This is a genomic window from Lapidilactobacillus bayanensis (genome assembly GCF_003946695.1).
GTDB lineage: Bacteria > Bacillota > Bacilli > Lactobacillales > Lactobacillaceae > Lapidilactobacillus > Lapidilactobacillus bayanensis.
Genome location: NZ_RHOX01000007.1, coordinates 57,827 through 75,591 on the forward strand (window position 1 = coordinate 57,827; position 17,765 = coordinate 75,591).

Below are 17,765 nucleotides of genomic sequence, written 5' to 3' on the forward strand. Positions count from 1 at the left end.
ACCTCCAGAGTGCGGAGAACAACGGGTTGATGGCATTAATTTAAATGGAAAGATTGGTGCGTGTAACGCAGCAAGATTTTCACTTAAATTATTTGCCATCAGTTGTTCGCAGCACGTTTCAATTCGGAGTGCGGAGAACAACGGGTTGATGGCATTAATTTAAATGGAAAGATTGGTGCGTGTAACGCAACAAGATTTTCACTTAAATTATTTGCCATCAGTTGTTCGCAGCACGTTTCAATTCAGAGTGTGGAGAAAGTCGGGTTGACAATGAGCATTAAGAAAGTAATGAAGAAGTTCGTACTTTGAACTTATTCATTACTGGCTTAAGCGGAATTGTCAGACTTTCGTAGCACGTTTCAAATCTAACTTTACATTTCCTGTCGTCCTTCGACAGCGCGTTGTAGCGTCATTTCATCTGCATATTCAATGTCAGATCCAACGGACAAGCCGTGAGCCAAACGGGTTACTTTAATACCAGCAGGTTTGATTAGGCGCGCCAAGTACATCGCCGTGGATTCGCCTTCAGGTGATGCGTTAGTTGCGATAATGACTTCGTTAACATCTGTTTTTTGCAAACGTTTAATTAATGGTGCAATATTCAAATCCTCTGGTCCTTTACCATCCATCGGTGATAAAACACCATGCAAAACATGATACAGTCCTTGATAGTCGTTCATTTTTTCCATGGCCATAATATCTTTAGGCTGCTCAACGACCAGAATTTTAGACTGATCACGTGATTTATCCCGACAAATCTCACAAGGATCTTCATCGGTAATATTGCCACAGATTGAACAGTAATGCAGGTCGCGCTTGGCCGCTAATAAACTATCCGCGAATTCTTTAACGTCTTCTTCATCCATATCAATGGTAAAAAAAGCCAAACGTGTCGCCGTTTTACTACCAATTCCGGGCAATTTCATGTAACTTTCAATTAATTTAGCAATTGCTTCTGGATATTGCATTCAATTCACGCTTGCTTACATGAGGCCACGAGTATATTTACCCATGGTCTTTTCTGTAGTGGTCTCAATTTCGGTCAAAACTTGATTAGTTGCTTGAATAATCAAGTCTTGCAGCATTTCTGGATCTTCTGGATCAATTACCTTCGGATCAATTTGTAGATCAGTAATTGCCCGTTTACCTGTCATGGTAATCTTAACTAAATCATCACTGGAAGCGGCCGTGAATTCACGGGTTTCCAATTCAGCCTGTTCCTTTTGCATTTCTTTTTGCATCTTTTGCATTTTACGCATCATACCGGCCATATTACCTGGATTTGCTCTCATTAATTATCGTTCCTCTCATTTTTAAAAATCGTGTTCTTAATCATCAATATTGTTTTATTATCCCACATTTAACTTAGAAATTAACACTTAATTGGACTCAACTTTAACAATTTGATCACCAAATAATTTCGTTGCTTCAGCAATAATTGTCGGTTGCTTAGGCGCTACCGGTTGCGCGTCTGAACTTGATGAATCTGATTTATTTTGATGCAAGGTCGCAATATATTCTTTGCGGATCTTGGGCCATTGATCTTTCTGAACCAAAATAATATCGGCTTCGTTTTTCATCAATGAATTTAATTCGCTCTTGAGCGCGTCTTGTAACTCATGATCGGTATTCGCTGTCCGCAAAGTAAACTCATAAGTGAACGCGACAACAATTGCGTCGGCACTAGCAGCTACCGGTTGGGAAACCTTCATCATCGCTCGCTTAGCAGGTGGCAACTTTGATAACAAATCTGGCCACACATCACGCACGGCGGTCAAACTTTCCTTCGTGGCGTTTTCCAGAACGTGATAAACCTGCTTATGACTGACTTTACTTTCAATCTTGTGGACAGGACTCGTTACTGTTGTTCTAGCGGAATTAAATTCGGCAGCAGCACTATCATTCTTCGCTAACTTAGTGATTTGTTGCTTTAATTCAGCCACTTGACTTTGTAACTGGGTCACCTCAGCACTATTATCCGGCGCCGCTTGAACCTCAGTAGTCGTAGTCGCCGCGTTTGCCAATTTAACCGTCATCACTTCAAGGAATAATTCACTATGAGCACTGTTCTTTAATTGCAATTGAATTTCATTCGTCATATCAATCATGCGATACAATTGTTGACTTTGGATTTTCTTCGCCGCTGCAATTAAGTTATCTGCCAATTGACGATAAGATAACTGAGTCAATAATTGTGCATCGTTCTTCTGCAACAAGAGATCCCGCAGCAACTCAATAATTCCTTCAATCAAGCGGTTAGCCGAACAACCGTTAGCAAACAGCGTATTGATTGTCTGCAACGCAGAAGTAACCTCTTGATTAAAAACCGCCGTTAAATAGTTAGCTAATTGCTGATCGTCGGCGTCTCCCGTAACTTCCAATGCGTTCTCAAGACTGACATGATCGTTACCAAACGAGAGCACCTGATCAAGAATACTTTCTGCATCCCGCATTCCCCCATCGGCAGCGCGGCTAATTACCGCAATGGCCTTGACATCATAACTAATTTTTTTCTCATCAAGAATCCGAATTAATTGTTCTGAAATGTCCTCTGCAGAAATCCGCCGAAAATTAAACCGTTGCATCCGCGAAATAATCGTGGCCGGCACTTTTTGAATTTCAGTAGTTGCCAAAATAAACACGACATGAGCTGGTGGCTCTTCCAATGTTTTTAAAAGTGCGTTAAAAGCACCTGTCGATAACATATGAACTTCATCGATAATATAAACTTTATACTTAGCTTGGGTCGGTGGATATTTAACTTTATCGCGGATATCGCGAATTTCATCAACACCGTTATTGGAGGCCGCATCAATCTCAATAATGTCAGTTAACCGACCTTCATTAATCGCCACACAATTCTCACAATGATTACAAGGCTCACCATCTTGGCTGTCCAAGCAATTAATCGCCTTGGCAAAAATCTTGGCACAAGAGGTTTTACCCGTTCCCCGCGGACCAGCGAATAAATACGCATGGCTAATTTGATCAGTCGTAATTGAATTTTTTAGTGTTTGGGTCACAATTTTTTGTCCCACAACCTGTTGAAAATTCAGCGGCCGCCAAACACGATATAATGCTTGATATGCCATAAAACTCCTTCTTTTCAATGCAGAAATAACTTGATTTATGATAATTAACTTCAAAAATCTAATTTAAATAACCTGATTTAACTTTAACAAAAATAGCCCCTAATTACCAATTGACTTTAGGATCTAATTATAGTCACAAATCGCACTCAACCGTTAATTTAACAACTTTTATTACCACTGCATTGCATTAAGATAATCAATAAATTTAATTATTAGCAAAAGCATTTAGGCATGACTATCTTTCAGTACTCAACAATATTAAACGAAAGGAACTGAGATTTCTCCCAGCTCCCTTTTAAACTCATATCAAGATGTAGTGGATTGTCGTAGTGCAAAAATATCTGGCGCTAAAAACATCGCTATTAATCAAAATAGTGATAACTAAAACTGTTTTATTGCGGTTCTTCGCGCTTGCGCAAAGGTTGCATACGAAACGTGATGGATGTCGTGGCGGCGAAGAAATACTTAGCGCTGGAACGTAGTGGGCGTCGATTTGAGCCGATTAAAATCCCAATCGTCTCAAATACGAGCCTTATTGTAGTCGATAAATCGTCAACAATAATGTCACTACTGAGCGGTATTTCTTCGCCGCCACTAAACAAACAAGAGGGCAACCTTTGCGCAAGCGCTGAATTAATGAGTGATTAAATTACCCCTAAAATTTTGAGAAGTACAAACTTGAGGTTTAATCACACCACCACTCGTTTGTCAGTGCCGGAGGGAAATCGCGGTCAGCCGCGGAATTGTTGTTGGTGATTTATCACTTACAACAAAGCTCGTATTTAAGACGAATTGGTTTTTATTCGGCTTAAATCGACGCTCGCAGCGTTCCACCAGCGTATTTTCCGCAGGCACGAAGAACCGCAACATCACAGTTTTAGGACTTAGCATTTACAAGGAAGTTGTATTTAAGATGAATTGCATTTCATCCGGCTCCAATCAATGCCCACAGCGTTCCACCGCGTATTTCTCGTAGGCACGAAGAAGCACAACATAACAGTTCTAGGGTTTGTCATTTTAATGACGCTCGCAATATTTCACCGACATATTTTCCGCAGGTACGGAGAACCACGACATCACAGTTCTAAGACTTACTTAGTTATTGCTTGGGCCCGACCGTTGCCAAAGTCTCGTCAACTAATTCCTGCAAGCTAGTAATACCATATTTAGTCATGGCAGCTGGTAAGGCGGCAATAATATCGGTGCAGGCTGTGGGGCAACCATAATTAGCCGCTCCGATTTGAACAGCATTCGCGCCAGCAATTAACATTTCCAAAACATCTTCTGCCGTAAAATTACCACCGACACCAATAATCGGCAAACGCGACTGTCGACGAACCTGACGAATCATCCGAATAGCGACTGGATGCAACGCTGTCCCTGACAAACCACCAGTACCGTGTGCTAATAATGGTTGCCGTGTTTTTAAGTCAAAACTTAAGCCAGTCAGCGTGTTAATCATCGTGAAACCATCAGCACCGCCACGTTCTGCTGCAGCAGCAATCACCGTCACGTCGGTAACATTAGGCGTTAACTTCATCAAGACCGGTTTATTAACTGCTAATTTTATTTTATGCGTTAATCGCTCAACTACTGCTGGATCCGTTCCAAAAGCTAAACCGCCTTGAGAGACATTGGGACAAGAAATATTGACTTCCAAAAAAGCCACATTAGGTGCACTGGCCATTTTTTGAGCAACAGTCACATAATCTTCCTCACTGGCACCAGCAATGCTCCCAATAATCGGTAAATCCGGATAGTTAGCTGCTAACCAAGGTAATTTTTCATTAAGGACAGTTTCAATACCAGGGTTTTTCAGACCGACAGCATTTAGCCAGCCGCCAGTCGTTTGCGCCGTTGTGGGCCAGGCATTACCTTGACGTGGCTCGAGCGTGGTAGATTTGATAACTAACGCACCTAATGCGCCTAAATCTAATTTCTGAGCCATTGCTTGACCATAAGCGGCTGTGCCACTGGCTGGCATAATTGGATTTTTCAAGGTAATTCCCGGTAATTGCACAGATAAGTCTGTCATGACCACTAACCTCTTCTAAACTAAATTTTGAGTAACAAAGGATTGCGCTTCAAGAACTTGTAAAATTGCTGCGACAGTATCTAACGATGTGAACAATGGTAAGCCGTGCATAATTGCCGCGTTACGAATCACAGCACCATCGGCTAAACTTTGATGCTCATCTGAAATTGTATTAACAACTAATTGAATCTTGCCAGCAGCAATTTGTTCCAGAATGCCATCTTCATGATCAATTCGGCCCACTTCAGTAACCCGCACTTGATGAGCTTGGAAATATTGAGCGGTGCCACTCGTCGCAATAATCTGATAACCTAATTCTCGGAAACGTCGGCCCAGATCGAGTGCTTCGGCTTTATCGCTGTTTTTAACCGTAAAGAGAACAGTGCCATGCGTTGGTACATGAGTTTTGGCTGCCTCGAACGCTTTATAAAGTGCCTTAGCCATATTCGTATCACTACCCATGACTTCACCAGTTGATTTCATTTCTGGCCCTAACAAACTATCCACATCAGCTAATTTTGAAAAGGAAAAAACAGGCGCCTTCACATGCACCATTGCTCCCGGTTGGACTAAGCCGGTTTGATAGCCTTGATCTGCTAACGAAATGCCTAAAATTGCTTTAGTCGCAACTTGAGCCATTGGAATATCGGTTACCTTGCTTAAAAATGGGACCGTTCGGCTGGCACGGGGATTAACTTCAATCACATAAACTTGGTCATCATGAATAACAAATTGAATATTCATCATCCCGATACAGTTCAGCTCCTGAGCTAACTGTTGCGTGTACTTAACAATTTGTTCCTGAACACTTGTTGATAAAGATTGTGGCGGATAAACTGCCATCGAATCACCAGAATGTACCCCAGCGCGTTCAATATGTTCCATAATACCGGGAATCAAAACTGTTTCGCCGTCACAAATTGCATCAACTTCACATTCTTTACCGACTAAATATTGATCGACTAAGACAGGATGATCCTGCGAAACCTGAACCGCGTTGTGCATGTAGTAGTCTAAGTCACTGGCTCGTTTAACAATTTCCATCGCTCGACCGCCTAAAACATAACTTGGGCGCACCAAAACTGGGTAGCCAATTTCGGCAGCAATCGCCAACGCGCCAGCGGCATCAGTCGCTGTACCACCATTTGGTTGGAGAATCTGTGCTTGTTTAATCACTTGATCGAATTCATCACGATCTTCGGCACGATTAATGTCCTCAACACTAGTTCCCAAAATTTTAATTCCCCGTGCCGCCAATGGTGCAGCTAAATTAATCGCCGTTTGGCCACCGAATTGGACGATCACCCCTTCTGGATGTTCCAAATCAACAACGTTGAGCACATCTTCCAACATTAGCGGCTCGAAGTATAATTTATCAGAAACAGAAAAATCCGTTGAGACCGTTTCTGGATTACTATTCATAATAATCGCTTCATAGCCAGCTTTTTGAATGGCCTTAACTGAGTGGACGGTGGCATAGTCAAACTCCACCCCCTGACCAATTCGAATTGGTCCAGAACCAATTACTAAAATTGATGGTTTATCAGAAACGCTACTTTCGTTTTCTTGCTCATAAGTCCCATAAAAATACGGCGTCGTGGACGCGAACTCTGCCGCACAAGTATCGACCATCTTGTAAACAGGTAAGAGCTGATGATCTTGCCGGAATTGTCGCACTTGATCAGCTGTCATCTGCCATAACTTTGCAACCACCGCATCAGGATAGCCATTTTTTTTAGCCGTAATTAGCGTGTTTAAATCTCGCGGATTATTCCTTAATGATTGTTCCAATTCGATGATGTGCCATAACTTATCTAAGAAAAACAAATTAATCTTCGTTAATTCACTAATTTCCTCAATTACATAGCCACGTCGTAAAGCTTCCGCAATATAAAATAGCCGGTCATCTTGCGCCTGAATCAAGCCACGACTTAATTGTTCCTCAGAAATGTCATGCAATTCCGGTTTGTCCAAGCCAACTAACCCAATCTCTAACGAACGAACAGCTTTAAACGTTGCTTCTTCAATGTTACGACCAATCGCCATTACTTCACCAGTGGCTTTCATTTGCGTACCTAATCGACGATCAGCATGACTAAATTTATCAAAAGGCCACCGCGGAATTTTACAAACGACATAATCTAAAGCCGGTTCGAATTCTGCATAGGTTGTTTGGGTGACGGGATTTTTAATTTCATCAAGTGTTAACCCGACCGCAATCTTTGCTGCCATTTTGGCGATTGGATAGCCTGTTGCTTTAGAGGCTAAGGCACTAGAACGGCTAACGCGCGGGTTGACTTCAATGATGTAATATTGATAACTATCCGGATTTAGCGCCAATTGAACATTACAACCACCTTCAATTTTTAAAGCCCGAATAATCTTCAAAGAGGAATCGCGGAGCATTTGTACTTCACGATCTGATAAAGTTTGTACTGGTGCGTAAACAATTGAATCGCCAGTGTGAATACCAACCGGATCGAAGTTTTCCATGTTACAAACAACCATGGCATTGTCAGCCGCGTCACGCATCACTTCAAATTCGATTTCCTTATAGCCGGCAATACTCTGTTCGATCAAAACTTGAGTGACTGGCGACAAGCTTAACCCGTTTTCAGAAATTCCAACTAACTCAGCTTCATTATTCGCAATGCCGCCACCAGTACCACCCATAGTAAACGCCGGGCGCACAATGACTGGATAACCTGTTTGGTTGGCAAATTCCAAGGCATCGGCAACGGTATGCGCAATTGCCGACTCAGGAACTGGTTCACCTAATTCATTCATTAATATGCAGAATTTCTCGCGATCTTCGGCTTGATCAATCGCCGTTAACTTAGTACCTAACAGTTCAATCTGCAATTCGTCCAGAATGCCGGACTCGTTTAATGCCATGGCCATGTTTAAGCCCTGTTGCCCACCCAACGTTGGCAAAATCGCATCCGGTAATTCTTTGCGCAAAATCTGAGCAACAAATTGTAACGTAATCGGTTCAATGTAGACCTTATCTGCAATTTCTTGATCGGTCATAATCGTCGCTGGATTAGAATTAACCAACACCACTTGATACCCCAATTCTTTAAGGGCTAAACAAGCCTGAGTACCAGAATAGTCGAACTCGGCAGCTTGGCCAATAATAATTGGGCCGGAACCAATCACCATAATTTTTTTGATATCTGTTCGTTTAGGCATGTTAATTTAGCGCTCCTTTAGTTGCGGATTTGTGAACATCAATCAGATCCATGAATTCATCGAACAAGTGGGCTGCATCATGAGGACCAGGTGCCGCGTCAGGATGATATTGAACTGAGAAAGCTGGATATTGGCGATGCCGTAAGCCCTCAACCGTTTGATCGTTAATTTCTTCGTGTGTTACTAACAGGTCAGTATTATTTAACGATTCTCGGTCAACCGCATAGCCGTGATTTTGTGAGGTGAAATCAATCCGACCAGTGGCAATTTCGCGAACAGGATGGTTGAATCCCCGATGACCAAATTTCATTTTGAATGTGTCGGCACCATTAGCCAGCGCGAACAATTGATGCCCCAAACAAATTCCAAAAACTGGCACAACTCGTTCAACTTCGCGAATCATCGGCAAGGCTGCGGGTACATCTTTAGGATCCCCAGGACCGTTAGACAACAACACCCCATCAGGAAATAATCCTAAAACTTCGGTGGCTGTTGCTGTTGCCGGTAAAACCGTCACGTTACATTGACGCTGACCTAGTTCACGCAAAATCGAATGTTTCAAACCAAAATCGATTACGACAATTCTGCGGCCCATCGCTGGACTGGGATAAGGTGTTTGCGTTGTGCTCGTTGCAACCTGATTAATCGGCAAAATTGTTGTTTGTAACTTGGCTACCGTTTCCGCAGTTGCTTGATCAACCAGCGTCGCTTTCATTGTCCCTTTTTCACGGATGTGTTTCGTAACTGCGCGCGTATCAATACCACTAATTCCAGGAATACCTTCGTTTTTTAAATAATCGTCTAACGATAAGTCCGTCCGCCAATTACCGGTGCGACGAGCCAATTCATGAACGACAACCCCTTTACAAGTTGGTTTAATGGATTCACTGTCATCACGGTTGATGCCATAATTTCCAATCAACGGGTAAGTGAACATTAAGATTTCACCGTTGTATGATTGATCACTAATTGATTCTTGATAACCAGACATGCCCGTGTTGAATACCAATTCACCGACGGCAGCCACATCCGCGCCAAAAGCCTCACCTGCGTATTGTTGACCATCATCTAAGACTAAATATCGCTTCATGCTCTTTGCTCCTATCTCACGTTTAATGATGGTTTCTTAGCTAAAGCCCGCTAAGAAACCTCCTGATGTTCGTGGCGGTGTCCATTCAACTTAGGCGAAGTTCGCCTAGTTGAAACATGGCCCTATCTCACGTTTATGATAGTTTCTTAGCAAAACCCGCCAAGAAACCTCCGATATTCGTGGCGGTGTCCATTCAACTTAGGCGAAGTACGCCTAGTTGAAGCATGGCCCTATCTCGTTGTTGAAGCTTGGTGCTGTTGATATACGATTTTGCCGGCAACTATTGTCATGACGACTTGTCCGTAAACTTGTTCGCCAATAAATGGTGAATTTTTGCCTTTTGATTGCATATCTTCAACTTTAATTTCGTACGGCTGCGCTAAGTTCAAAATCACCAAATCTGCTGTCTGGCCAACGGCAATTTTACCGGCGCCTTGTAAATTAAAAAGTTGCGCCGGCTTCAAACTCATCCACTGTAACAGTTGCGTTAACGTACAAATTCCCGGCCGTACCAAATGGGTGTAGCATTCTGCAAAAGAAGTTTCTAATCCTGTAATGCCAAAAGCAGCAGTTAACATGGAACCGGTCTTTTCTGCGGCTGTATGCGGCGCGTGATCAGTGGCAATTAAATCAATCGTGCCATCTAACAAGCCATTCAAAAGTGCTTGCCGATCTTCAGGACGACGCAACGGTGGGTTCATCTTCAGCATCGGATTATCGTAAGTAATCATCGTTTCATCTAAGAATAAATGATGAGGACTAACTTCGGCAGTCACTCGAACACCGGCCGCTTTTGCTCGGCGAATCAAGTCAACACTCTGAGCGGTTGAAACATGGCAGACGTGATAATGAACACCAGTCTCGGCTGCTAAAACTAAATCGCGCGCTAATTGCGCTGTTTCGCTAATCGTCGGAATGCCAGGTAATCCTAATTTATCTGCGACTGGGCCAGCATTCATGACGCCGTTTCCTTTTAAAGCGGCATCTTCAACATGAGCACAAATTGGCAAAGCAACAGCTTGAGCAGCTTGCATCGCATCATACATTTCTTTAGCCGTTTGAATGCCAGAACCATCGTTACTAAACCCGAAGGCACCGGCGTTTTTTAATTCTTGAAAATCAACTAACTGACCTGCAACACGGTTCATGGTAATCGTGGCGTATTGCTTAATGTGGACGACACCATCGTCATGATTTAAAACCAGCATCTTTTTGAATTGTTCAACATTATCTGGTACTGGTTCAAGATTAGGCATGGCACACACTGTCGTAAAACCACCATGGGCAGCGGCTAAACTTCCTGTTCTGACCGTCTCCTTATCCGTAAAACCCGGTTGGCGAAAATGAACATGAAGATCAATCAAGCCCGGCGCTAAGACTTGACCGGCTAAATCGATGACTTGATCAGCCCCATTGATTTGATCTTGTAAGTTCTGCCCAATCGTGCTAATTTTGCCAGCATCCAACAAAACATCTGCTTGAATAACTTCTGTTGGTAACGCAACATAACCGTTTATCAATAATGTCTTCATTTTGATCCTCCTAACTCAAAGGGCGTAATTAATTGCCGGGCTGCTAAAATATCTGTTATAATCGCCATCCGCATCAGCATGCCGTTCGTCATTTGTTTAAAAATCCGTGAATGTTTACTCTCAACCAAATCGCTGTCAATCTCCACACCGCGATTCACGGGGCCCGGATGCATGATAATCGCCTGTGGTTGCAAACGTGCAATCCGTTCCTTAGTCAATCCAAAAGCTTGATGATATTCAACCGTATCAAAACCATCTTCCGCAGTTTCACTCAAACGCTCGTGTTGGACTCGTAATAACATGATCACATCAGCGTCCATCACCAATTGATCTACGGTAACGTGAGGACCAAACTCATTAAATTCATTGGGAAACCAAGATTCTGGCCCGGCAAAAGCAACTTGCGCATCCAATTGCGTTAAAAGTTCCGCGTTGGAGCGTGCAACGCGTGAATGGGCGATGTCACCAATAATTCCCACTTTTAGACCGGCAAAATGACCGAACTCTTGATAAATCGTCATCATATCTAGTAATGATTGCGAAGGATGTTCGCCGGAACCATCACCAGCGTTAATTAAACTCAAATCCAAATCTGCGGCTAAAATTGGTGTATAGTAAGCATTCTGTTGATGACGAACAACGGCGAGATCGACGCCGATGGCTTGAATTGTTTTCAAGGTATCAAGTAAACTCTCGCCTTTAGTCATAGAGCTACTACTTGGTTGAAACGAAATCACGCCTAATCCTAACCGTTGTTCAGCCATTTCAAAGCTAGTGTGCGTGCGCGTACTATTTTCGAAAAACAAATTCATAGCATACACAGGCCGCTTTAATTGAATTTGTAACCCATTTTGAAAAGCCGTGGCTAATTTAATCTTATGTAACACGGCGGCTGCATCTAATTGCTGAACACTGACTAAATCATGATGACTATTATTTCTGACCATTTCCAACACCCCTTCATGATACGAAAAAAACACCTAACCACTTGTTTGCAAGTAAATTGCATCCAAAGAGGCTAGGTGTTTTTAGTACGCCAATGACAACCTAATCTGTTCCTCTCTGGAAACAATTAATTAGTTCTAATAATTAAATTTATTCAGGTAGTTTATCAATCGTGACGCTATCAACGCCATCGACTTCACTGACTTCAACGTGAATTTGTTCATCCAATGAAGTCGGAATATTCTTACCAATAAAGTCTGGACGAATAGGTAATTCGCGATGACCGCGGTCCACTAAAACAGCAAGCGAAATCTTAGCAGGACGACCAAAATCCATTAGCGCATCCAATGCAGCTCGAACAGTTCGACCGGTAAATAAAACGTCATCAATCAAAATGATATGTTTACCAGTAATATCAACAGGAATATCAGCCGCTTTGACGTCTGGATCATTGGCCACACCAACAGCATGATAATCATCACGATACAATGTAATATCTAAGCTGCCAACTGGTACTTTAATATCTTCCAACTGTTCAAGACGTGTTGCTAATCTCTGGGCAAGATAAATCCCCCGCGTTTTAATCCCAACGAAAACCAGATTGTCGACACCTTTATTTTGCTCGATGATTTCGTAAGTGATCCGCGTTAAAACGCGCCGCATCGTCATTGCATCTAAAATTTCTCTAGCCATTAAACCACACTTTCTCCCAAACTTTTAGGTATAAAAAAAGCTCTGTCTTTTCCAATGAAAAGCTACAGAACGGCCATTAATTCTTGATCCATCCTTACTAGCCTCACGGGACTAAGTTAAAGGTATCTCTTAACTTGTCCCTAAGTCTAGTGGAATCTTGTCAGCATGTCAAGTGTAAACGCAAACTTTGCTTGGATAATGCTAACAGTTAGTTCGATACACCGCGAAAAATACTAAGTTCTAGAACTATTATTGTTGCGGTTCTTCGTGCCTACGGGAAATACGCTGGTGGAACGCTGCGAGCATTGGTTTGAGCCAAATCAAGCCCAATTCGTCTCAAACTCAAGCTTTCTTGTAAATGGTAAACCATTAACAAGAATTCCGCGGCTGACCGCGATTTCCCTCCGGCACTGACGAAAGAGCGTTAGTGCAACTAAACTTCTAATTTATACTTCTAAAAATTTGAAGTGTTCTAGTCACTCGTCAATTCAGCGCTTGCGCAAAGGTTGCCATCTTGCTTGTCTAGTGAGGGAAAATAAATACCGCTCAGTGGTGAGATTGTTGTTGCAGCTTTAGCTGTTACAACAAGACCTGTCTTGGAGACAATTTTGGAAAAATTGGCTTCAAGCAGTGTCCACCACGTTCCAGCGAAAGTATTTATTTTCCCTCACGGTACTCGCCACGTTTTATTAGCAACCTTTGCGTAAGCGCGAAGAAGCATAATACAACAATTTTAGTTTCGACTGTTTTAATTAGCAACGCTCACTACGTTCCAGCAACAAGTATTTATTTTCCACCGCGTCACCTTGCACGTTCTGTATGCAACCTTTGTGCAGGCGCGAAGAACCTCAACACAGTTTTAGTGCAAAATCTTGAGTCACTATCAGTTGAGACACGCATCATAATTTTGGGCAAAAAAAATAAGGCACATGATCCAACAACCTTAGTGCTGCTTCCTTCCGGATCTGACACAATTCGAGAGCGGATCATTGCCCTAGCCTTTCGGCACTTATCATTGTACAAAACTTTAACTAAAAAAGCTAGTTATTTCTTTAGTTTTTTGCGTGCCTTCTGGCTGGCACGAATTTGCCGGAAGAAGTCTTGTAGCATTTGCTTTGACTCAGTTTCATTAATATGGGCAAATACTCGCGGTTGATGATTAAACCGTTTATCTGACAACAAATCGACTAAACTACCCGCGGCTCCTGCCTTTGGATCTGATGCAGCATAATAAACTTCAGCAATTCGACTATTAATAATTGCACCTGCACACATTGGACACGGTTCTAAGGTCACAAATAACCGCGCTCGTTCTAGCCGCCAACTACCGACAGCCTGACAAGCTTTTTTAATCGCCATTAATTCTGCATGGTCTGTAGCATCCTGGCTAGTTTCCCGCAAATTGTAAGCTCTAGCAATGATTTGACCATCCCGTTCAATCACAGCACCAATGGGAACTTCGCCAATATTTCCGGCCAATTGGGCTTGCTGCAGGGCTTGATCCATGTACTCTTTTTTTTGCGCTGACGTCAGCGCTGCAAGTGTTGCCAATTTTGACTGACCTTTCTCAAGAAAAATGTTAAACTTAATTTAAAGATGGTGATTTGATGAATAACAATGAATTGTTAACGCGGATTCGCAACGCGTTTCCTAATGCAAAACCGCTCAGTGGCCCTAGCACAGATACACCAGAGGAAAAAGTTCTCTCTTTTGCTGGCGCGTGGCTAACCTTTCGGAAAAACGATTTAACGGCTGAACAACTAGCAATTTTACAAACATTAAGTGATCAGAATTTCGATGACCAACGTTCTACTAATCCTTGGTATCGTTTTTTGACGCACCAAACTAGTGACACACCGCAAACTAATGATCAAGATAAACAAGTCCGTTTAATTCAAGCACACTTTACTTTTCATGACACAACCAACACTGATGAGTTAACAGAATCGCTTAAAAGCCTCTTTAATCACATTATCACGAGTTTCTTCTTGAACGCCAGTACTTTGATCATTGTTCAGTCAAAGGACGTTCAATCGCTTTCTAGCGCCGAATTGGAGAGTATCTTACAAACAATTGAAAGTGACTTCTTCGTTAAAGTGCAACTTTTCTTAGGCAATTATTGGCCGGTCGATCAACAACTCCCCCTAATCTTTAATGAAGAACAAGCTGTTTTCGCGAAGTCGACTGTACCAGTCAGCACGTTATCATCGCTTGCCTTAGATTATTATGCGCGCCCGCAATTGCGTAAATCATCATTGGCGCAACAGCTAACCGCGACAATTCGCCAAGAAACCGACATTCAAGACGTTATCACTGCTGTCTATCAGAATGCTGGTAATTTAAGTTCGGCGGCCAAGCAACTTTTCATTCACCGCAACACCTTGCAATATCGATTAGAACGTTTCCGGGAAGTCACTGGTTTTAATCTGAAAAATATGGACGACTTAGTCTTGTGCTACTTACTGATTACCTCGTTTACCGATTAAAATTGCGACCGTGCCTGTAAAATATAATAGCCTTTATCACGTTTGATTACTTCGACGTTAGGGTACACCGTTGCTAAATTCTTTTTGGCGGAAGGTGCACCCTGTTTTTTTTGCAAGACGGCGAAGAAGCTGCCGTCGACCTTTAAAAACTTTTGACTGGCTAATAAAATTTCAGCGACCACTTTTTTGCCGGCGCGAATGGGTGGATTGGTGATGATGAAATCAAACTTGGCGTCAGCCGACAAAGCTGCATAAGCATCACTGGCCTTAACCGTCACTTGATCAGCCACTTGATTCTTGACCGCGTTGTCGCGTGCCAAGTCTAACGCCCGCTCGTTAACATCGACCATGGTGACTTGCGCGTTAGGAAATAACTTTGCCAAAGATAAACCAATTGGCCCATAGCCACAGCCTACGTCGAGAATTGAAAAACTTTGGTCAGCCTTTGTTTTAAGCACTGGCAAAATCACCTTCAATAAAACCAACGTCCCATAATCAACCCGTTGCCGTGAAAAAACGCCGCTGTCTGTCGTCAATGTTAAACTTGCGTCTGCTAAATTTAATTGCACTTCTTGCAATTCGTGTGCCAAATCTTCGTTATCTTCAAAATATTGATGTGCCATTTTATCTGCTCCAACTTATTCTCAATTTCCCAAATTTCATTAAATCATGATTTAAAGCGGTCCCTAGTAGTAAGTCCATTGCTTCATTTTACCGCATCGTGTGTGCAGTTGCTATGAAGAATTATTGTTAGGTTGAGTGATGCCGCAATGCTGACCAAATTTTTAACAACAAAAAAGACAACCACTTCATTTAGGGTTGTCTCACTATGAAAATTATTGAGAAGATAAGCATTGCTACTGGAGTTGAATCGTCGTTAAATGGCACTAAGATCAACAGACCCGGTGCCATCACAATCGAGGTTCGCTATTTCTTTAAGGCGGTTATAATCGGTTTTTTCTTGTTTGATCAGCAGATAGAGCATGATTGACACTAACGCTTGATCATCCTCGAATGTTTAACACGCAACGTATATAACTGAAAGCCAAAGAGCCAGCAAACCATTATCACAGCTGCAATGATCAGTGCCGGTCTCAGTGTAAATTTCCAAAAAGCAAACCCGATAATCAAAAGTAATATTGGACTCAAGCGTTTAAAGCGTTGCAATTGTTGTTGTGGACTAAGATCGTGCCATAATTTCATTTCGTTGCCTCTTTCTGTGATTGGACAGTCACGGTCACGGCCAATAATGCCCTATACGGTTATTTTTTCAAGCTACTACTGCCAATGATTAAACTTTCAGAACGCATTAAAGATCAAATTAGTTACGAAAGAATTTAACTATCACAACAGTGTACGGTAAACATAATATTAGACAAGCAATGATTGGAATCGAAATGGACAACCATAAAGGAAAGCCCGCCCAAAATTGTTTCAATGATAACCCAATTATCATGACGATGGCATAGCCAATGTATGCGATCCACTTGAGCATCTACCCACCTGCTTACTGGCAGTAACTTAATTGAGTGACTTTTTGCACAATATCATATCTTCATCATACAATTTAATAAAAAATAGTCAATCTAAGATTTACCAATTCCAACTGTTCATATTCAATTTTTATTTCTTAGCATGAATTTACCTTGAAACTGGCTTTGATGGCTGACGCTAACACAACATTATTAGTTTCCACTACTAATCTTCAACAACCAATTTATTCAGTTTTTCATTCTCAACCGAGTGTTCACCTTGCTGTCTGATCAAAAAATAAATCAAACTGATTTGTGTTGTTAATCAGTAAGCGTGATGCAGCTTTTCTAATCTTTATAACGCACTAGCTTGCAAGTTCAATTGTTTTAGACCCGACGCTCCCGATTCTCCTGATTATCTAAGTAACTTAAGTGCAATGTAACCACAAATAAATGTGATCATCATAAAAACGACTGTCACAAGTATGACCAACAATATTTTTTGACCACGCGCAGAATTATTATTCTGTTTTTCTTCAACGGGTAATTGCTGATTGTCTAGAAAAGCAAGAATTTCTTGATAGGTTCGTAAATCATTCAGCTTCTTGAGATTCTCAATCCTAAATGCCGCGAACAGCAAAACAGCAATAAGCGGCAACATGATCAACAAAGCCCACCAATCAAAGATTAAGATAGCAGGTATGGTTAGTACTGCCAGCGACAGCATTGCACCGAACATCACCGCACTCCACTGTTTCAATGCAGCATGATTAAGCTCATGTTTCATCATCTTCACATCTCCTTTAACTAATTCATCTAAGGAAACATTAAAGACTTCACCTAATAGCAACAGATTTTGAACATCAGGGTAACTGCGTTCATTTTCCCAATTCGAAATCGTTTGCCGCGATACAAAAATCTTTTCAGATAAATCCTCTTGAGAAAGGTGCTGCGCTTCTCGATGTTTCTTAATTTGAAAACTCAGATCCATTTCTAACATCTCCTTTAATCTCAATTTAGTCAAAGTTCGATTAAGCCGCTAGCAAATGTCGTTGTCATTGCGCAAAAAAGTATGTCAAAAGTTTTTGACAATCTGATCATGACCGTTATAGCGCCTCTCCGTACGGAAAATCTTAACGGCATTCTATTTAGTTGACTGCTACAATGATAAAAAAAGGGACCTGCTTTTTTGCACGTCCGAAGTAACACCACGATTAACCGGTGAAAC

The 17,765-nt window shown here is 42.0% G+C and carries 14 protein-coding genes and 1 other RNA gene; 2 read left to right on the top strand and 13 right to left on the bottom strand.

Translation table 11 applies throughout. The annotated features are described in order from the left end of the window. Positions 1–371 precede the first annotated feature (371 nt). The 3 genes from recR to dnaX form a co-directional block, all read right to left on the bottom strand. Positions 372–968 (bottom strand): recombination mediator RecR, encoded by a 597-nt coding sequence (gene recR / locus EKM65_RS03940; RefSeq protein WP_125605709.1) that lies wholly within the window; start codon positions 966–968, stop codon positions 372–374. Positions 969–983: 15 nt separating this feature from the next. Further along, entirely contained in the window at positions 984–1,292 is a 309-nt protein-coding gene (locus EKM65_RS03945; protein ID WP_125605711.1) for a YbaB/EbfC family nucleoid-associated protein, read from the bottom strand. Between the two features lie 87 nt (positions 1,293–1,379). Continuing rightward, positions 1,380–3,092: a DNA polymerase III subunit gamma/tau gene (gene dnaX, locus EKM65_RS03950; protein WP_125605713.1), complete on the bottom strand. Its 1,713-nt coding sequence runs from the start codon at positions 3,090–3,092 to the stop codon at positions 1,380–1,382. Positions 3,093–3,539: 447 nt separating this feature from the next. Here dnaX and EKM65_RS03955 point away from each other — a divergent pair, with 447 nt between their 5' ends. Continuing rightward, entirely contained in the window at positions 3,540–3,740 is a 201-nt protein-coding gene (locus EKM65_RS03955; RefSeq protein WP_125605715.1) for a hypothetical protein, read from the top strand. A 451-nt stretch (positions 3,741–4,191) separates the two neighbouring features. Here EKM65_RS03955 and EKM65_RS03960 read toward each other — a convergent pair whose 3' ends face one another. From EKM65_RS03960 to tadA, 8 genes are all read right to left on the bottom strand, one after another. Next, the gene (locus EKM65_RS03960; RefSeq protein WP_125605717.1) at positions 4,192–5,127 is read right to left on the bottom strand and encodes a dihydroorotate dehydrogenase; all 936 of its coding nucleotides are present in this window, start codon (positions 5,125–5,127) and stop codon (positions 4,192–4,194) included. A 15-nt stretch (positions 5,128–5,142) separates the two neighbouring features. Continuing rightward, the gene (gene carB, locus EKM65_RS03965) at positions 5,143–8,319 is read right to left on the bottom strand and encodes a carbamoyl-phosphate synthase large subunit (RefSeq protein WP_125605719.1); all 3,177 of its coding nucleotides are present in this window, start codon (positions 8,317–8,319) and stop codon (positions 5,143–5,145) included. 1 nt (position 8,320) lies between these two features. Then, entirely contained in the window at positions 8,321–9,409 is a 1,089-nt protein-coding gene (locus EKM65_RS03970; protein ID WP_125605721.1) for a carbamoyl phosphate synthase small subunit, read from the bottom strand. A 230-nt stretch (positions 9,410–9,639) separates the two neighbouring features. Then, on the bottom strand, positions 9,640–10,941 hold the full coding sequence (locus EKM65_RS03975; RefSeq protein WP_125605723.1) for a dihydroorotase: 1,302 nt from the start codon (positions 10,939–10,941) through the stop codon (positions 9,640–9,642). Next, positions 10,938–11,888 (bottom strand): aspartate carbamoyltransferase catalytic subunit, encoded by a 951-nt coding sequence (locus EKM65_RS03980; RefSeq protein WP_125605725.1) that lies wholly within the window; start codon positions 11,886–11,888, stop codon positions 10,938–10,940. The genes EKM65_RS03975 and EKM65_RS03980 overlap by 4 nt, the downstream gene beginning before the upstream one ends. Before the next feature lie 148 nt (positions 11,889–12,036). Beyond that, complete coding sequence (gene pyrR / locus EKM65_RS03985) at positions 12,037–12,579, bottom strand: bifunctional pyr operon transcriptional regulator/uracil phosphoribosyltransferase PyrR (protein ID WP_125605727.1); 543 nt, start codon at positions 12,577–12,579, stop codon at positions 12,037–12,039. A 907-nt stretch (positions 12,580–13,486) separates the two neighbouring features. Beyond that, positions 13,487–13,585: signal recognition particle sRNA small type (ffs, locus tag EKM65_RS03990), an RNA gene on the bottom strand. Between the two features lie 38 nt (positions 13,586–13,623). After that, on the bottom strand, positions 13,624–14,130 hold the full coding sequence (gene tadA / locus EKM65_RS03995; RefSeq protein ID WP_263853607.1) for a tRNA adenosine(34) deaminase TadA: 507 nt from the start codon (positions 14,128–14,130) through the stop codon (positions 13,624–13,626). A 56-nt stretch (positions 14,131–14,186) separates the two neighbouring features. Here tadA and EKM65_RS04000 point away from each other — a divergent pair, with 56 nt between their 5' ends. After that, on the top strand, positions 14,187–15,065 hold the full coding sequence (locus tag EKM65_RS04000; protein ID WP_125605729.1) for a PucR family transcriptional regulator: 879 nt from the start codon (positions 14,187–14,189) through the stop codon (positions 15,063–15,065). On the opposite strand, the gene EKM65_RS04005 is transcribed toward EKM65_RS04000, so the two are convergent. Further along, entirely contained in the window at positions 15,062–15,688 is a 627-nt protein-coding gene (locus EKM65_RS04005; RefSeq protein WP_125605731.1) for a class I SAM-dependent methyltransferase, read from the bottom strand. The two genes, EKM65_RS04000 and EKM65_RS04005, sit on opposite strands and share 4 nt — an antisense overlap. A gap of 1,264 nt (positions 15,689–16,952) precedes the next feature. After that, on the bottom strand, positions 16,953–17,528 hold the full coding sequence (locus EKM65_RS04010; protein ID WP_164506807.1) for a helix-turn-helix transcriptional regulator: 576 nt from the start codon (positions 17,526–17,528) through the stop codon (positions 16,953–16,955). Positions 17,529–17,765: the final 237 nt, after the last annotated feature.

What these genes read in the sequence shown, in the direction of transcription:
- recR (WP_125605709.1), bottom strand. Translation starts at nt 968, where the DNA reads ATGCAATATCCAGAAGCAATTGCTAAATTAATTGAAAGTTACATGAAA.
- EKM65_RS03945 (WP_125605711.1), bottom strand. Translation starts at nt 1,292, where the DNA reads ATGAGAGCAAATCCAGGTAATATGGCCGGTATGATGCGTAAAATGCAA.
- dnaX (WP_125605713.1), bottom strand. Translation starts at nt 3,092, where the DNA reads ATGGCATATCAAGCATTATATCGTGTTTGGCGGCCGCTGAATTTTCAA.
- EKM65_RS03960 (WP_125605717.1), bottom strand. Translation starts at nt 5,127, where the DNA reads ATGACAGACTTATCTGTGCAATTACCGGGAATTACCTTGAAAAATCCA.
- carB (WP_125605719.1), bottom strand. Translation starts at nt 8,319, where the DNA reads ATGCCTAAACGAACAGATATCAAAAAAATTATGGTGATTGGTTCCGGC.
- EKM65_RS03970 (WP_125605721.1), bottom strand. Translation starts at nt 9,409, where the DNA reads ATGAAGCGATATTTAGTCTTAGATGATGGTCAACAATACGCAGGTGAG.
- EKM65_RS03975 (WP_125605723.1), bottom strand. Translation starts at nt 10,941, where the DNA reads ATGAAGACATTATTGATAAACGGTTATGTTGCGTTACCAACAGAAGTT.
- EKM65_RS03980 (WP_125605725.1), bottom strand. Translation starts at nt 11,888, where the DNA reads ATGGTCAGAAATAATAGTCATCATGATTTAGTCAGTGTTCAGCAATTA.
- pyrR (WP_125605727.1), bottom strand. Translation starts at nt 12,579, where the DNA reads ATGGCTAGAGAAATTTTAGATGCAATGACGATGCGGCGCGTTTTAACG.
- EKM65_RS04000 (WP_125605729.1), top strand. Translation starts at nt 14,187, where the DNA reads ATGAATAACAATGAATTGTTAACGCGGATTCGCAACGCGTTTCCTAAT.
- EKM65_RS04005 (WP_125605731.1), bottom strand. Translation starts at nt 15,688, where the DNA reads ATGGCACATCAATATTTTGAAGATAACGAAGATTTGGCACACGAATTG.
- EKM65_RS04010 (WP_164506807.1), bottom strand. Translation starts at nt 17,528, where the DNA reads ATGGATCTGAGTTTTCAAATTAAGAAACATCGAGAAGCGCAGCACCTT.